Source organism: Rhodobacter flavimaris (assembly GCF_021378075.1).
GTDB classification, from domain to species: Bacteria; Pseudomonadota; Alphaproteobacteria; order Rhodobacterales; family Rhodobacteraceae; genus Rhodobacter; species Rhodobacter flavimaris.
Window position 1 is genome coordinate 1 of record NZ_JAJUOS010000014.1, and the last position, 15,359, is coordinate 15,359.

Sequence of the window (15,359 nt, forward strand, 5' to 3'; positions counted from 1 at the left end):
GGCGGTTGAAGGATTGGCGGCGCGTGGCGACCCGATACGACCGGTGCCCGGAAACCTTCTTCTCCACGATCATGCTCGCTGCAACCGTCTTGTTCTGGCTATGAAACTCAATGAGTCTGGACCCTAGAAGCGATGGGAGCGCTTATTGGGCGGTGTTCATCGCGATTAACGAGGGCAATATGTTTCTTGGAGGCTACGATGATGAGCGATATGCGGCTGAAGTATATGATGCGGCCGCGTTTTTGCTCTTCGGCGGTTCTGGTTTCCTGAACTTTCCCGACCAACCACCGAACATGGACGCTGTAGATGAAGTTCGCGTCCGCTACAGCCGCTTCATGGCAAAGCGCAGAAAGTTGGATGTTTAGGTTCGGACCGCAAGTTCTGTGGCGTTGCCTCTCAGCCACACCCGTTTTCGCTCTCCGGTTGCTTCCAGTTTGCTTCCAGCGCCGAGAGCGCAACGCAGATTACCGCCCTTAGGCGGCGCGTAGCGTGTTGATATCATTTAGGAAGTTTGGTTGCGGGGGCTGGATTAGACCTATGCCGAACATTATCGCCACTCGAATAGGTCAAAGCCCGAATGCAAGGGCAGCACAGTTCCGTAAGACAGGGCAGATTCGCCCTAGCGGCCCAATCACCATAACACTGCCTCGGAGAAATAGGCCGACTGCCCGACCGTTACTTCAAACGCTCTCGGGCATGAATATCTGGATATCGGTGGCGATCGAACCAGCCTGCCCTTCGAGCCTACCGATGAGGTGGGCGATGGTCTCGACCGCCAAACGGGCTTCTAGAATTGGCTTCTGATCAATAACGGCCTGCAGCTTCCGCGCTTTAAGCAATGCGCGGCGCGTGGCAGTCAACTCATGGGTGATGACTGCGATTTCGGTATGCGGCAATACCGCCGTGATCTCTGCACTGCCGGTCGAGCATAGATACACCCCGCGCAACCGGGCATTCTTACGCAGGGCCTGCAATGCCAGAGTGGCCGCCGCCGCTTTGTCTTCGTGTGTTTCAATAACCTGCATCACTCGAACAGTTGGATGCCGCTCAGCCAGAACTTGGGCGAAACCTTCGGCACGGGCACTGTGGCCGGGCATGTCGTAGCGCCCGATCAACACCAGAACTTCGCCGCCTTCCCTGCCGATCAGTGTCCCCATCAAGTCGCCCGCGACGCGCCCTGATTTTTCGTCATCCGGGCCGATGAAGGCGGCACGCCGACATCCGGGGACATCGTCGGCCATGGTCACGACGGGAACGCGTTCAGGCAGTGATTGAATCGCGTCGAAAATGTCTGGCGATGCCGGAACCGTCAGGATCAAGCCGTCCGCCCAAGCCCCCATGCGCACGATCTGGGCCGCGATCATGTGCGGTCGGGTCGGGTCAATATGCTCGATTTGGAGCAGAAGGTTCTGGTCACGATAGATGGCCCGCGCCTGCTCGATCCCTTCGCGCAATTGCGCGTGGAATGGATTGGACGGCGGCTGGATCAAGACGCCGATGCGCTTGATTGCGGTCGGCCGAATAGCGAGCTTTCGGTCAAGGCCAAGGCGTCTAGCTTCCCGCAGGATCGCCGCTTCCTTGTCAGTTGCCACGCCGCCACGCTGGTTGACGACACGGTCAACCGTAGCAACCGACACTCCGGCCGCGCGCGCCACATCTTCAAGCGTAATCCTGGTGCGAGTCATGGCACCTCCTCACGGCGGTTATAGCCCAAACGAGCGAGATCATTGCTCGCAGTTTGAGGGGAAACCATCAAGTCTCAACTTCGATACGTCGTATGCCGAGGATAGTGCTTGGGAAGGACGGAGGAGGAATCAGCCATGACGATCACGATCACCACAGCGCCTTGCTGCTGGGGGGTAGACGATGTGAGCAACCCCAATCTTCCCGATTGGCGGCGCGTACTGGATGAGGCGGCGGCAGCCGGCTATGGCGGACTTGAGCTTGGTCCCTACGGCTACATGCCGCTCGATGCCGCGCTGGTATCGAACGAATTGGCGGCACGCGGTCTTTATGTCGTTGCGGGAACGATCTTTGACGATCTGGTCGATCCGACAAACCGAGCAAATCTTGAGCGCCAGACGCGCGAGATCTGCGCCGTCATTACCCATCTGCCCAAACCCCCGCGTGCGCCGGGCCAAAGGCATGCAGCCCCTTATCTGACCGTCATGGACTGGGGACATGATGAACGCGACTTCGCGGCGGGTCACGGCGGCCGCGCGCAGCGCCTAAGCGACTCGGACTGGGCCGGGATGGTCGCCAATATCCGATCCATCGCCCGCATCGCGCGAGACGAGTTCGGTGTACGCGCAGTCATTCATCCACACGCGGGCGGATATATCGAGTTCGCCGACGAGATCGCCAAGATCGCACAGGACATCCCGGTCGAGGAGGCAGGTTTCTGCATCGACACCGGGCACAGCTATTATGCTGGTATTGACCCCATTGAAGCCCTCGAAACCTACTGGGACAGGATCGACTATATTCACTTTAAGGATATCGACCGGAGCAAGTTCGACGATGTCCTGAGCCGCAGCATCCGCTTTTTCGATGCCTGCGCAGAGGGCGTGATGTGCCCGATTGGCGATGGCTGCATCGACTACCGGGCCATTCAAGCCTTTCTGACCGCTCGCGGCTACGCCGGCTTCATCACCGTCGAGCAGGAGCGCGACCCGCGCAACGCGCATGGTTCGCTATCCGACGTGCGCAAGTCGCGCGACTTCCTCAATTCCGTGGGCTTTGCCCACGCTACCATCACGGAGACTGCCGAATGATCAACGGTGAGCGCATTACGAAATCCACTGTCCGCTGGGGTATGGTCGGCGGAGGCAAAGGCAGCCAGATTGGCTATGTTCACCGTTCAGCCGCCCTGCGTGACCGGTACTTCGACCTCGTCGCGGGGGCATTCGATTTGAACGCCGAACGTGGACGGGATTTTGGTGCCGAACTCGGCCTTGATCCTGCGCGCTGCTATGCCGATTACCGCGCGATGTTCACCTCTGAGTCCGCGCGGGAAGACGGTATCCGTGCGGTATCGATCGCCACCCCAAACAACACGCATTACGAGATCAGCAGGGCGGCGCTGGAGGCTGGCATCCACGTCATCTGCGAAAAGCCCCTGACCTTTACGACCGCCGAAGCCGAGGAATTGCAGGCGTTGGCAGAAGCGCGTGGGCTGATCATCGGCGTGACTTACGGCTATTCCGGACATCAGATGATCGAAGAGGCCGCGCGGCTTGTCGCGAGTGGTGCCCTGGGTGAGATCCGGCTGGTCAACCTGCAATTCGCGCATGGTTTTCACAACGAACCCGTAGAGCTGGCGAACCCGGCGGCGAAATGGCGTGTCGATCCGCGCTTTGCCGGGCCAAGCTACGTCCTTGGAGATCTGGCGACCCACCCGCTTTATATCTCCGAGGTGATCTGCCCCGACCTCAAGATCAGGAGATTGCTCTGCGCACGTCAGAGTTTCGTGGCATCGCGCGCCCCGCTTGAGGACAACGCAATAACCCTGATGGAATACGAAGGGGGAGCATTCGGAACGCTTTGGACATCGGCGGTAAATGCCGGATCGATGCACGGCCAGAAGATACGGATTGTCGGGTCGAAAGCCTCTGTCGAGTGGTGGGACGAGCACCCCAACCAGCTGCGCTTCGAGGTTCAGGGGGAACCTGCGCGCATCCTGGATCGCGGCATGGGCTATCTGCATCCCTCATCGCTCATTGACGACCGCATCGGCGCGGGACACCCCGAAGGGCTCTTCGAGTCCTGGGCAAACCTGTATTACCGCTTTGCGCTGGCAATCGAGGCACATGATGCGGGCAAGCCAGAGCAGATCAAAGACCTGCGCTATCCCGGCGCAAAGGCAGGGGTCGAGGGCGTCCGCTGGGTCGAGAACTGTGTGCGCTCGGCCGATCTGGGCGGAGTTTGGGTCGATTACCAGTGATCGTGCTGGGCGAAACATCCCGCCGGAAACGGAGGCTCTAAACCGCAGGCAGATCTCTGAAAGGAAAGGCGGCGCTGCCCGAGCGCCGCCTTTCTTGTTTCCGCGAATTTGACCTAGTCGATCCAGTAGACTTGCGCTGCAAGCCCTAACCAGAGTTCCAAGTCATCATTTCGCATCCCGTTCCATGATCCACTCAACCTCGGGTGCGGGGACGAAGCGCCAGTTGCGGCGCGGGCCGGCCATGACGTTGAGGTAATACATCTCGAAGCCGTAGGGCGCGCCGCAGGGGTGATGGCCGCGCGGAACGCAGACCACGTCGCCGTCCTTGACCGCCATCGTTTCGTCCAGGCTGCCGTCATCGGTATAGACCCGCTGGATGCCGAAGCCGGTGCCGGGGTTCAGCCGGTGGTAATAGGTCTCTTCGAGATAGGTGATGCGGGGGAAGTCGTCTTCATCATGGCGGTGGCTGGGGAAGGACGACCAGTGACCCGCCGGGGTGAAGACCTCGGTCACCAGCAGGCTGTCGCAGTAGTCCTCGGCCTCCATGGCGATGTTGTTGATGTAGCGCGTATTGGTGCCCTTGCCGCGTTCGGTCAGGGTGATGCCATCGGGGCCGATCCGGCGGGCAGGGTGGCCACCCTTGCCGGGGGCTGCGCAGACGGCGATGGTGCAGTCGGTCTCGGCTACCGCCGCCCAGTCCTGCCCGTTCGGGACGTAAAGGCAATGCGGCGGGGTCTTCTCGAAGACATCCATCCGCTTGCCCAGCACACCCCAGTCCTGCCCGGCGGCGGTGATCGCGGCCCTGCCCTCGACCATGACGAGGATCACCTCGTTCGTGCCCGTGGCCTCTGACGCGCTTTCGCCTGCTCGCAGCCGGTAAAGCGAGAAGCCGACATAGCGCCAGCCCGCCGACTGCGGCGTGATCTCATGCACCTTGCCGTGGCTGCCAAAGGGTTTGCGCAGAAGGCTGGTCATTCGTCTTCTCCGGGGTTGAAGGTTACAAAGAAGCGCCAGGCGGCATAGCCGCCCGCCGCCAGGAACAGCATCGCCCAACCCGAGTTTCCGCCGAGCGCCTCGAAGATCCCCCAGCCGATGCATACGCCAACCACGGCGATGCGCAGCCACAGTGGACGGAACCAGGGATCGTCGAGGTCGAACATCAGGCAGCAGCCTCCGCCGTATCGAGACCCGCCTCGCGCGCCATCGCCTTGAGCGAGCGCAGGCCGAGCGACTGGTATTCCAACGGGTTTCGCACGTTCGGGTCCTGCTCTGCCTCGATCACCAACCAGCCGTCGTAACCGGCCCCCGCAAGGATCTTCAACAGGGGCAGGAAGTCAATGGCGCCTTCCGGGTCACCCGGCACGGTGAATGCCCCGGCAAGAACGCCTTGCAGGAAGGACATGTTCTCGGCCCGGACCTGTTCACAGACGTCGCGGCGGATGTTCTTGGCATGGAAATGGGCGACGCGACCGACGTGGCGAGCCAATACTTCCTCGGGGTCACCTCCACCAAAGGTGCAGTGCCCGGCGTCGAAAAGCAGATGCGTGGCGGGGCCTGTGGCCGTCATGAAGGCGTCGATCTCGGCCGGGCTTTCGACCACGGTGCCCATGTGATGATGGTACGCCAGCGTGATCCCCTGCGAGGCAAGGTACTGCGCGAACTCTTCCATCCTTGCGCCGAAAGCCACCATCTCTTCCGCACTCAGGCGCGGGCGGGCATTGACCGGAGTCGTCGGGCTGCCATGCACGGTGTTCGAGCATTCGCAAACGATGCAGACCTTGCAGCCGTTAACCTTCAGTTTCGCGAGATGTTCCTGACAGGCGACAATTTCGTCTGCCACTGAGCGGGTCAGAAGCTCGGTCGAATACCAGCCCGAGATGAACTTGAGCCCGTATTTCCCAAGCGTGTCCTTGAGCGCCTGCGGATCAGTGGGCCAGCGATGGCCGTTCTCGATCCCGTCGAAGCCGATGACTTCGCCCGCCTCGTGCAGGATCTGTTCGGTCGGGATATGGGCGCCGATGGACTGGTCGTCGTCATTGGCCCAGGCGATGGGGTTGGTGCCGTATTGGATCATGGTCGTTTCTCCGGGGGCCGATGGTTTAGTTCACTAGTTTGGCTTTTGCGGTTTGTTCGAGGTATCGCGCGAAGTAATTGCGTTGTTTTTCTCGGTTTGAGGTTTCTGGGACGGCGACGTCCCAGAAGTGGCCGTGTTCGCCTGCGCTGGTTTCGAGACCGGTTCCGGGGAAGTCGCGGGCGATGGTGTCGATGACGATGACGGTCGGGATGTCGCGCGACCGGGCGGCTTTGACCTCGGCCTCGAGCTGGGCGATATCGGCGGTCTTGACGGCATGCGCGCCCATCGAGGCGGCATGGGCCACGTAGTCGATGGTCGGCTGCACTGCGACGTTGCAATCGACATACATGTTGTTGAAGGGCTCACCGCCGCAGCCCAAGGTCTGCAGCCGGTTGATGCAGCCATAGCCGCGGTTGTCGGTCAGCACCACGGTGAAGGGGATGCGCCGCATGACCGCCGTGGCCAGCTCCGAGTTCGCCATCATGTAGCTGCCATCGCCCACGAAGCAGATCACCTCGCGCGCGGGCTGCGCAAGCTTGATCCCCATCGCGCCAGCGACCTCGTAGCCCATGCAGCTATAGCCGTATTCCATGTGATAGCCGCCCTGCGACGGTTGCCACAGGAGTTTCAGCGCGCCGGGCATGGTGCCCGCGGCGCACATGGCGATGGCGGCCTCGCCGGTCGCGCGCTGCACTGCGCCGATGACCTGCGCATCGCTCGGCAGGCCGTCGCCCGTGGGGGCTGCGCAATGCGCATCGACGGCGCGCAGCCAGTCGGTCCGCGCCTCGGTATCGGGGCTGGCGTTGTAATCGCCCAGAAGCGCGCTCAGCTTTTCCAGCGCGACCTTCGCATCGGCCACAAGGCTGACCGCCCCGTGCTTGGCCGCGTCATAGCCGTGGATGTTGATCGAGACGAGCCTGGCATTGGGCGCGAACATGGTGCGCGAGCCGGTGGTGAAGTCCTGCAGCCGCGTGCCGACCCCAATCACCAGATCCGCCGCGCGGCTGGCCGCGTTGGCCGCTGCCGAACCATCGACGCCCGAGGCGCCGAAGTTCATCGGATGGGCCTGTGCCAGCGCCGACTTGCCGGCCTGGGTCTCGGCCACCGGGATCTGGTGCTTGCTGGCGAAGGCCCCAAGCGCCTCTTCGGCGCCGGAATAGATCACCCCGCCCCCGGCGATGATCACCGGGTTCTTCGCCGCACCGATCAGCGCGGCCACTTCGGCCAGTTCGGCCTGGTCGGGCTCGGGCCGGCGGATGCGCCAGACCTTTGGTTCGAAGAACGCGACCGGCCAGTCCCAGGCCTCGGCCTGAACGTCCTGGCAAAACGCGATGCAGGCCGGGCCGCAATTGGCCGGGTCGGTCATCACCCGCAGCGCGCGCGGCAGTGCGGTCAGGAGGTGCTCAGGACGGGTGATACGGTCGAAGTAGCGCACCACCGGGCGGAAGCAGTCATTCGCGCTGACCGTGCCATCGTCGAAGTCCTCGACCTGCTGCAACACCGGATCGGGGCGGCGATTGGCGAACACGTCGCCCGCCACGATCAGCAGCGGCAGGCGGTTCACATGCGCCAGCGCCGCCGCCGTCACCACGTTGGTCGAGCCCGGCCCGATCGAGCTGGTCACCGCATGGGCGCGCCTGCGCGCCTTGGCCTTGGCATAGGCGATGGCCGCATGGGCCATGGTCTGCTCGTTCTGGCCGCGCCAGGTGGGAAAGCTGTCGCGCGCGCCGTGCAGCGCCTCGCCAATCCCGGCCACGTTGCCATGCCCGAAGATCGCCCACATGCCCTCGATGAAGCGCTCGCCCTCTTCGGTCATCTGCACCGAGAGCCAGCGGACCATGGCCTGCGCGGCCGTCAAACGGATCGTTTCCATCCCAGTTCTCCTCACGCCACGCGCTTGCGCGCCGCATCCCAGATCGTGCACAGCCGCCGGTAGCGCCGCGCCATTTCGGCCACGGCCTCGGCATCGGTCAGATCGCCTTCCATCCAGGCCCGCGCCACCGAGCCGAAGATCGTGCGCCCCACAGCAAAGCCCTTCACCAGCGGGAAGGCCGCCGCGACCTCGAAGCTGGCCGCCAGTTCCGCTTCGGGGGCGTCGAGCCCCAGCACCACGATGCCGCGCGTATGCGGATCGTGTTCCTCGATAGCGACGCAGGCCTTGGCCCATTCGGCCTGCGTCGCCATCGGCTCCAGCTTCCACCAGTCGGGATAGATCCCTGCCTCGTAGAATTGCCGGATTAGTATTGCAGTCGTGTCCTCGCCCACCGGGGCGACCTTGGAGGGAATGATCTCGAGCAGGAACTCAAGGTTGTTGCGTCGCGAGGCTTCCCACAGCTTGCGCACGGTGGCCTCCTGGTGCCTGCGGGTGCTGGCGTCATCGTCGGGGTGGCAGAAGCACAGCACCTTGACCACGTCCTCGCGCGCCCATTGCACCAGCCCGCCGCAATCGGCGCCCAGTTCGGGCTCCAGCTCCAGCGGGCGTGAGCCCGGCCATTCGCAGGGCCGCCCGATCCAGAGCCCGGTGCCCGAGGCCGCGTGCAGCGCCGCCCGCCCGATCCGGTTGTCGCACAGGATGCCGTAGCCCGGCTGTCCGCCCTGCACCTCGCGCGCGGCCTCAAGGCACAGCTCCTTGAAGGCGCCGCCCCTGGCCAGCGTGTAGCCCGCCATCTCTTCCAGCTGCATCCGGTGGTCGAAGGCAAAGATGCGGTAATCCGCCCAGTCCGGCAGCCCGCGCCGCGCGCGGTTCGTGGACCAGTGGATCTGCTCGAGCGCCGCATCATTGCGCAGGTCGGGCCGCACAACGCCCCGCTTGAGGAAGAACTCCAGCTCTGCCAGCGAGGGATAGGCTGGCGTGCAGCCATGACGGCTGACCGCGAAGGCGCCGCAGGCATTGGCGTATTCCAGCGCCTTCGGCCAGCTCTCGTCCTCCATCCAGCCCTTCATCAGCCCCGAGAAGAACCCGTCGCCCGCGCCGAGCACGTTGAACACCTCGATCGGGAAACCCGGGCCGCTCTGGCCCTCATCGAGGCTGTCCGGGATCGCGCCCTCAAACGCCACCGCGCCGCGCGCACCGCGCTTGCACACCAGCGTGGCACCCGAGACCGCACGCACCGCGCGCAGCGCCGCGATCGTGGAGGTGCTGCCGCCCGCGATATGGAACTCTTCCTCGGTGCCGACGATCAGGTCGAAGAGATGCAGCGACGATTGAAGCTTGGCCGTGACCGCCGCGCTTTCGACAAAGCGGCTCTCGCCCTCGCCATGACCCGCCACGCCCCAGAGGTTTGGCCGGTAGTCGATATCGAGTGCGGTCCGCGCGCCATGCTTGCGGGCAAGGTGCAGTGCCTTGAGCACCGCGGCCTCGGTGCGCGGGTGGCTCAGATGCGTGCCGGTGGCCAGCACCGAGCGCGTATCGGCGATCAGCGCCTCGTCGATATCCTCCTCGCACAGCGCCATGTCCGCGCAGTTCTCGCGGTAGAAGATCAGCGGGAACTGGTCCTCGTCGCGGATGCCCAGGATCACCAGCGCAGTCAGGCGCTCGGGGTCGGTCTTGACCCCGCGCACATCGACACCCTCGCGCAGCAACTGCTCGCGGATGAAGCGGCCCATGTGCTCGTCGCCCACACGCGTGATCAGGCCAGACTTCAACCCAAGCCGCGCCGTGCCGCAGGCGATGTTCGTCGGAGACCCACCGATATACTTCTCGAAAGACCCCATGTCCTCCAACCGACCGCCAACCTGCGCCCCATACAAATCAACGCCAGCTCGGCCTATCGTAACTACATCAAGCGTCTTCATCGGTATCATCCTTCCTTCGCCCCTGCGCGGGGAACCGGGGGCCCGAAGGCCCCCAGCCTTGTCAGAGTTGCGCCTTGACGTAGGCGATGCTTTCAGCGAGCGCCGCCTCGGGGTCGTCGGCGTTGTGAACCTCTTCCGCGAAGGGCTCGAAGCTGTAGGGCCCGGAGAACCCTGCGGCGATCAGCGCCCTGATCTGCGCGATGTTCTCAAGCCGGTCCGCTGCATCCACCAGAACCCGATGTGCATCGAGCATATCGGCCACCGCCACGCCCGGATCAGTCACGCCCGAGATGTGCACAAGGCCCGTCCGGTTCGGGTAGAACTGGGTCTCGCCCGCGAGGTGATGGTGGAAGGTGTCGTGCAGCACCTTGTAGGTGCCATCGTCTCCCGCCTCGGTAATCGCTGCAATCGCCTCGGCCTTGGTGCGCAGGGACGAGATCGGGAAGCCGAGCGGCTCGACGAGGCCGGTCAGGCCGCGCTCTGTCAGGATCGGCTTCATCGCATCGAGCGCCGCAACAGTCTGCGAATGGGACACGGGCGTGCCGTCGTTCAGCGGGCACATGACCAGCGCCTTTGCGCCGCATGCCGCGGCATAGTCGGCCATCGCCACGGCACGCTCGGGCAAGTCGCCAGACCAGACGTTGAACGGGTAGAGCGCATTGATCGACAGGATCGTGACGCCCGCCTTTTCGGCCGCAGCCTTCACGTCTTCGGGCGCCCAGGTCGCCACCACGTTGGGCAGATCGTTGCGGATCTCGACCTCGGTGGTGCCAAGTCGTTTTGCCATTTCGAAGAACTCGACCAGATCGACCTTCGGCGCGGCAATATGGTTCATCGCGAAACGCATGGGTTCACCTCAGTTGTAGAGTGCCGGACGCGCCGGGAGCGAAATTGCGACAGCCTCGCCCTCTTTCTCCTGCGCCACGACGCAGGCATCCGAGGTGATGGCAGCGACATAGCCGTCCCACGAACTCGGACCGGAGGCGGTGCCTTGCGCGGCGGCCTTCAGGAAATCGTCCAGCTCGACGTCGTAGGAGGCGACGAAGCGGTCCTTCCAATCGGTCAGAATGCGGTTTTGCAGCTTGGCTCCAAGACGCATCTGGATCGCCATCGGCTCCGGCAGACGAGCAACACCGTCTTCGCCGACGACCTCGCACTGGATGTCATAGCCGTAGTGGCAGTTGACGAAGATCTCGACGTCGATCACCACGCCCTTGGCGGTTTCAAGGATCACGACTTGCGGATCGCGCAGCTTGCCGTGCGAACGCGCGGCCTTGCGCGGGAAGATCACCCGGGCCGAGACATAATCGTCATCCAGCAGCCAGCGGAACACGTCGATCTCGTGGATCAGAGTGTCATGGATCGCCATGGGGGTGATGTACTGCTCGGGCACGGTCGGGTTGCGATGCGCCGCGTGCACCATGATCGGCGCACCGGTATGGCTCTGCACGGCCTCTTTCAGCGCGACATAACCCGCGTCGTAGCGGCGCATGAATCCGACCTGCACAAGGCGCTTACCCTGCGCGACCTCGGCATCGACGATGCGCTTGGCACCCTCGGCGGTCGTGGCCAGCGGCTTTTCGCAGAAGCACGGCTTGCCCGCCGCAATCGCGGCCAGAACGTATTGTTCGTGCGTGGCGCCCCAGGAAGTCACCAGAACCGCTTCGACTTCGGGCGAGGCGATCAGTTCCTCGCCAGTGTCGAAGACCACCGCATCGGGGGCGATGTCGGCCTTCACGGCCTCGGCCGAGGCGCGGTTCACGTCGGACAGGGCGACGATCTTGCCGCCGGCGAGCACCTGGTTGATGCGGCGCGCGTGATCGCGGCCGATCATCCCCGTGCCGATAACACCGATTTTGACAGTCATGGTTGGAACCTCACTTCCAGAATTTGTCGATGTAGCGTTGCATTTCGGCGCGCATGAAGGTGCCGGAGTGGTCGGCCTTGTCTTCCCAAGCGAAGACGCAGGCGGTCATGATCCCGTCGAAGCCGATCTCGTGCAGCGTGCCGAAGAAGTCGTCCCACGGCACCTCGCCCTGACCGATGTTCAGGTGCTGGTGCACACGGGCATTGGTACCCGGAGGGTTCAGGATGTAGCGCAGGCCCGAGCTGGCCTTGTGGTTAAACGTGTCGCCGACATGGACATGGGCCAGAACGTCGGCGGACTCGCGCAGCATCGCCTTGGTGTCATCGCCGAAGTAGAAGGTGTGCGGCGCGCAGTAGAGGAACTTGACGCGCTTCGAGTTCACCGTGCGGATGATATCGAGCGCGGGCTGCAGGGTCTCGCACCAGTCCTCGGGGTGGGGCTCGACGTGCAGGTTGATGCCCTCGCGCTCGAAGATCGGCACGAGTTCGTCCATCGAGCGCCACCAGGCGTCCTCGCAGGCCTCGATCATGCTGCCCGTGTGGCAGCAGTAGCACGAGCCCTTGTCCGGGTGCGGGCCGCGGCCGAACTCCGAGTTCATCGTGTCGATTTCCATCTCGACCGCGATCTCGATGGCGCGTTTCCAATGCTTCACCGCCGCCTGACGCTCGGTCTCGTCATTACTGGCCCAGCGATACATCGGCAGCAGCGAGGCGATGCCGACATCGGCGTCGCGCAGCGCTTTCTTGAACGACTTGATGCGGTCGGGGAAAACGCGAGGGGCCTTGAACCATTCGAGGAAGTCGCCGCGCGGCGACATTTCGATCCAGTCGTAGCCAAGCTCTTTGACTTTCGACGGCAGCTCTTCAAGGCTCAGATGGCGGTGCATGAAAGGGTCAATCGCGATCTTCATGCGCAGTTCCTCCTTGGTTCACGCGGCGCCAGATTCCAGGGCTGCGGAGGGGGGGTTGGTTAGGGTGGCCTCAGAGAAGCCGGGATCGGGCGCCCGGCGGCGAACCGCCGGGCGGGAGGACTCGAAGCGGGACACTTCGAGCGGGAGGATCAGGTCTTCTTGCGGTTCTTCTGGCGATAGACGTCGGCAACGACGGCAGCCACGATGATCACGCCCTTGATCATTTCCTGGTAATAGGCGTCGAGCCGCAGGAAGGTAAAACCGGAGATAATGACACCGAAGATGATCATGCCGATCGCGGTGCCGATGATGGATCCGCGTCCGCCCGTCAGGGACACGCCACCGATCACGGCCATGGCGATAGCGTCGAGTTCATAGGCAAGCCCCATGCCCGCTTGTGCTGTCTGACCGCGCGCGGCCACAACCATCCCGGCCAGCGCGGCCAGCATCGCGGCAACCATGTAAACCTTGATCAGGTGGCGTTCGACGTTGATACCCGAGACACGGGCAGCCTGCTGGTTCGCGCCGATCGCATAGGTGAATTTGCCGTAGCGGGTGTAGCGCATGGCGACGTGGAAAATCACTGCGACCGCAATGAAGATCACGACGGGCATCATGCCCTTGCCGATGAAGGCAAACCCATCCGTCGGGAACGAGACCGGCTGACCCTTGGTGTACCACTTGGCAAAGCCACGCGCAGTCACCATGGTTCCCAGCGTCGCGATGAACGGTGGGATCCTAGTGTAGGCAATCAGAGAGCCGTTGATCAGGCCGATCAAGCCGCCAAAGCCAAGGCCCAGAAGGATGGGAACAATCGCTGGCAGATCGGTCAGGCCCGGATAGACGGCCCGCGCATAGGTCGAGACTTGCGCGAAGGACATCGCGAACATCGCCACCGCGCCCACGACCGAGCCAGAGCTAAGGTCGATGCCACCTGAAATGATAACCTGCGTCACCCCAACGGCGATGATGCCGATCACCGACACCTGCAGGATCATGATCTTGAGCCGGTCGATCGAGGCCAGGAACGACTGTCCCTGGAAGATCCAGCCAAGGATCTCGAAGACAAGCGCAATGCCGATCAGCACGAAAAGAATGTTGACCTCGGCGGGCAAACGCTTGTGCGTCCGCATCTCTTTGCCAGTGGTCGTGAGAGTATCTTGCATAGCCATTGGCCCCCCTTATTTCGCCGCCAGTTCCATCACGCGCACCTGGTCCGCCTCGGAGCGGTCAAGGAAACCGCTGACGTGCCCCTCGTGCATGACCATGATGCGGTCGGACATGCCCAGAACTTCGGGAAGTTCGGACGAGATCATCAGAACCGCCACGCCCTGCCCTGCGAGCTGGGTGATGAGGCGGTGGATTTCTGCTTTGGCACCCACGTCGATGCCGCGCGTCGGCTCGTCGAGGATAAGAATTTTTGGATTGGTCAGCAGCCAGCGCGCGATCAGCAATTTCTGCTGGTTGCCGCCCGAGAGGTTCTCGACCCGCTCGTGCAGGTTCGGCGTCTTGACCCGCAGCTTGGCCGCGTATTCCTCAGCCAGCTTGGTAATCTCTGCCTGTTGCACGAAGCCCAGACCATTGACCTTTTCACGGGTCAGCAGCGCCATCTGGATATTCTCGAGACAGTCGAGGATCAGGAAGCATCCGGTTTCCTTGCGATCCTCGGTCAGGAATGCCAGCCCATGGCCCATTGCGACCTGCGGCGAGGACATCACGACATGCTCGCCATCGATGAAAATGTCGCCGGTTTCGGCAGGTTTCACACCGAACAGCGCCTCGGCCACGTTTGACCGGCCCGAACCGACAAGCCCTGCAACGCCCAGAATCTCACCGCGCCGGAGCTTGAACGACACATCATGGAAGACGCCCGGCAGGCTGAGGTTCTGCACGTCCAGGATGACGTCGCCGATCGGGCAGTCGACCTTCGGGAACATCTCGGTGATCTCACGCCCGACCATCATGCGGATGATGTCGTCGCGGGTCACGTCCGACGCCGGAACGGTGTCGATATACTTGCCGTCGCGGAAAACCGTCAGTTCGTCGGCGATCTCGAACAGTTCGTTCATCTTATGCGTGATGTAGACGATGCCGACACCACGCGACCGCAGATCGCGGATGATCGCGAAAAGATGCTCGACCTCGGACTCGGTGATGGCCGAGGTGGGCTCATCCATGATCAAAACGTCCGAGTTGTAGCTGACCGCCTTGGCGATCTCGACCATCTGCTTTTGTGCCACGGTCAGGTCGCCGACGAGGCCCTTGGGCTCAAGACGAATATTGAGGCTGTCGAACAGGTCCTGCGTTTGACGGTTCATCTGCGCGTGATCGACCAGACCGAAGGCGTTCTTCGGCTCACGCCGGATCCAGATGTTCTCGGCCACGGTCATCGTGTTCATCAGGTTGAGTTCCTGATGGATCATCGCGATGCCAGAGTTCAGCGCGTCGATCGGGCCCTTGATGTCGATCGGCTTGCCGGCAAAGCGAACCTCGCCGCGATCGGGAATATAAACGCCGGCGATGATCTTCATCAGCGTCGACTTGCCCGCGCCATTCTCGCCCATCAGCGCGTGAACGGTGCCCGGGCGGATCTTTAGCTGGACATTGTCCAGAGCCACGACGCCCGGAAACTCCTTGCGGACATTGTCCACCTCAAGGATGTATTCGCCGTCATAGGGGCTGCGGGCGCTGGCCGGATTTGCATCAAGCATGGAACTCTCCTCCTCTCCTCCCCGCTCCTCCGGGTCGGAATGCCGGGGCCGGCGACGCC

At 63.0% G+C, this 15,359-nt stretch carries 14 protein-coding genes and 1 pseudogene; 4 read left to right on the forward strand and 11 right to left on the reverse strand.

Annotated elements, in window-relative coordinates; translation table 11 throughout:
• A pseudogene (locus LZA78_RS15355) lies at positions 1-104 on the forward strand (IS5/IS1182 family transposase); the annotation flags it as partial.
• Positions 105-110: 6 nt separating this feature from the next.
• Positions 111-365: an AP2/ERF family transcription factor gene (locus tag LZA78_RS15360; RefSeq protein WP_233677803.1), complete on the forward strand. Its 255-nt coding sequence runs from the start codon at positions 111-113 to the stop codon at positions 363-365.
• Positions 366-680: 315 nt separating this feature from the next.
• On the opposite strand, the gene LZA78_RS15365 is transcribed toward LZA78_RS15360, so the two are convergent.
• On the reverse strand, positions 681-1,685 hold the full coding sequence (locus LZA78_RS15365; RefSeq protein WP_233677804.1) for a LacI family DNA-binding transcriptional regulator: 1,005 nt from the start codon (positions 1,683-1,685) through the stop codon (positions 681-683).
• A gap of 135 nt (positions 1,686-1,820) precedes the next feature.
• On the opposite strand from LZA78_RS15365, the gene LZA78_RS15370 reads away from it, so the two are divergent.
• Positions 1,821-2,774 (forward strand): TIM barrel protein, encoded by a 954-nt coding sequence (locus tag LZA78_RS15370; RefSeq protein WP_233677805.1) that lies wholly within the window; start codon positions 1,821-1,823, stop codon positions 2,772-2,774.
• Positions 2,771-3,943 carry a Gfo/Idh/MocA family protein gene (locus LZA78_RS15375; protein ID WP_233677806.1) on the forward strand — a complete coding sequence of 391 codons (1,173 nt, stop codon included), beginning with the start codon at positions 2,771-2,773 and terminating at the stop codon, positions 3,941-3,943. Before LZA78_RS15370 ends, LZA78_RS15375 begins: the two co-directional genes overlap by 4 nt.
• Before the next feature lie 165 nt (positions 3,944-4,108).
• Here the strand turns inward: LZA78_RS15375 and iolB are convergent, their stop codons facing one another.
• The 10 genes from iolB to LZA78_RS15425 form a co-directional block, all read right to left on the reverse strand.
• Positions 4,109-4,918 carry a 5-deoxy-glucuronate isomerase gene (iolB, locus tag LZA78_RS15380; RefSeq protein ID WP_233677807.1) on the reverse strand — a complete coding sequence of 270 codons (810 nt, stop codon included), beginning with the start codon at positions 4,916-4,918 and terminating at the stop codon, positions 4,109-4,111.
• Positions 4,915-5,103: a DUF3329 domain-containing protein gene (locus tag LZA78_RS15385; RefSeq protein ID WP_233677808.1), complete on the reverse strand. Its 189-nt coding sequence runs from the start codon at positions 5,101-5,103 to the stop codon at positions 4,915-4,917. Before LZA78_RS15385 ends, iolB begins: the two co-directional genes overlap by 4 nt.
• On the reverse strand, positions 5,103-6,017 hold the full coding sequence (gene iolE, locus LZA78_RS15390; protein WP_233677809.1) for a myo-inosose-2 dehydratase: 915 nt from the start codon (positions 6,015-6,017) through the stop codon (positions 5,103-5,105). Before iolE ends, LZA78_RS15385 begins: the two co-directional genes overlap by 1 nt.
• Before the next feature lie 25 nt (positions 6,018-6,042).
• A complete protein-coding gene (gene iolD / locus LZA78_RS15395) occupies positions 6,043-7,890 on the reverse strand; it encodes a 3D-(3,5/4)-trihydroxycyclohexane-1,2-dione acylhydrolase (decyclizing) (protein ID WP_233677810.1) in 1,848 nt (615 codons plus the stop codon).
• A gap of 11 nt (positions 7,891-7,901) precedes the next feature.
• Entirely contained in the window at positions 7,902-9,812 is a 1,911-nt protein-coding gene (locus tag LZA78_RS15400; protein WP_233677811.1) for a bifunctional 5-dehydro-2-deoxygluconokinase/5-dehydro-2-deoxyphosphogluconate aldolase, read from the reverse strand.
• Positions 9,813-9,873: 61 nt separating this feature from the next.
• Positions 9,874-10,659, reverse strand: coding sequence for a TIM barrel protein (locus LZA78_RS15405; RefSeq protein ID WP_233677812.1), 786 nt, complete (start codon positions 10,657-10,659; stop codon positions 9,874-9,876).
• A 9-nt stretch (positions 10,660-10,668) separates the two neighbouring features.
• Complete coding sequence (locus LZA78_RS15410; protein WP_233677813.1) at positions 10,669-11,679, reverse strand: Gfo/Idh/MocA family protein; 1,011 nt, start codon at positions 11,677-11,679, stop codon at positions 10,669-10,671.
• 10 nt (positions 11,680-11,689) lie between these two features.
• Complete coding sequence (locus LZA78_RS15415) at positions 11,690-12,589, reverse strand: sugar phosphate isomerase/epimerase family protein (RefSeq protein ID WP_233677814.1); 900 nt, start codon at positions 12,587-12,589, stop codon at positions 11,690-11,692.
• A gap of 149 nt (positions 12,590-12,738) precedes the next feature.
• Complete coding sequence (locus LZA78_RS15420; protein WP_438811088.1) at positions 12,739-13,755, reverse strand: ABC transporter permease; 1,017 nt, start codon at positions 13,753-13,755, stop codon at positions 12,739-12,741.
• A 15-nt stretch (positions 13,756-13,770) separates the two neighbouring features.
• Positions 13,771-15,300, reverse strand: a complete 1,530-nt coding sequence (locus tag LZA78_RS15425; protein ID WP_233677816.1) for a sugar ABC transporter ATP-binding protein — start codon at positions 15,298-15,300, stop codon at positions 13,771-13,773.
• Positions 15,301-15,359 lie beyond the last annotated feature (59 nt).

What these genes read in the sequence shown, in the direction of transcription:
- LZA78_RS15360 (WP_233677803.1), top strand. Translation starts at nt 111, where the DNA reads ATGAGTCTGGACCCTAGAAGCGATGGGAGCGCTTATTGGGCGGTGTTC.
- LZA78_RS15365 (WP_233677804.1), bottom strand. Translation starts at nt 1,685, where the DNA reads ATGACTCGCACCAGGATTACGCTTGAAGATGTGGCGCGCGCGGCCGGA.
- LZA78_RS15370 (WP_233677805.1), top strand. Translation starts at nt 1,821, where the DNA reads ATGACGATCACGATCACCACAGCGCCTTGCTGCTGGGGGGTAGACGAT.
- LZA78_RS15375 (WP_233677806.1), top strand. Translation starts at nt 2,771, where the DNA reads ATGATCAACGGTGAGCGCATTACGAAATCCACTGTCCGCTGGGGTATG.
- iolB (WP_233677807.1), bottom strand. Translation starts at nt 4,918, where the DNA reads ATGACCAGCCTTCTGCGCAAACCCTTTGGCAGCCACGGCAAGGTGCAT.
- LZA78_RS15385 (WP_233677808.1), bottom strand. Translation starts at nt 5,103, where the DNA reads ATGTTCGACCTCGACGATCCCTGGTTCCGTCCACTGTGGCTGCGCATC.
- iolE (WP_233677809.1), bottom strand. Translation starts at nt 6,017, where the DNA reads ATGATCCAATACGGCACCAACCCCATCGCCTGGGCCAATGACGACGAC.
- iolD (WP_233677810.1), bottom strand. Translation starts at nt 7,890, where the DNA reads ATGGAAACGATCCGTTTGACGGCCGCGCAGGCCATGGTCCGCTGGCTC.
- LZA78_RS15400 (WP_233677811.1), bottom strand. Translation starts at nt 9,812, where the DNA reads ATGAAGACGCTTGATGTAGTTACGATAGGCCGAGCTGGCGTTGATTTG.
- LZA78_RS15405 (WP_233677812.1), bottom strand. Translation starts at nt 10,659, where the DNA reads ATGCGTTTCGCGATGAACCATATTGCCGCGCCGAAGGTCGATCTGGTC.
- LZA78_RS15410 (WP_233677813.1), bottom strand. Translation starts at nt 11,679, where the DNA reads ATGACTGTCAAAATCGGTGTTATCGGCACGGGGATGATCGGCCGCGAT.
- LZA78_RS15415 (WP_233677814.1), bottom strand. Translation starts at nt 12,589, where the DNA reads ATGAAGATCGCGATTGACCCTTTCATGCACCGCCATCTGAGCCTTGAA.
- LZA78_RS15420 (WP_438811088.1), bottom strand. Translation starts at nt 13,755, where the DNA reads ATGCAAGATACTCTCACGACCACTGGCAAAGAGATGCGGACGCACAAG.
- LZA78_RS15425 (WP_233677816.1), bottom strand. Translation starts at nt 15,300, where the DNA reads ATGCTTGATGCAAATCCGGCCAGCGCCCGCAGCCCCTATGACGGCGAA.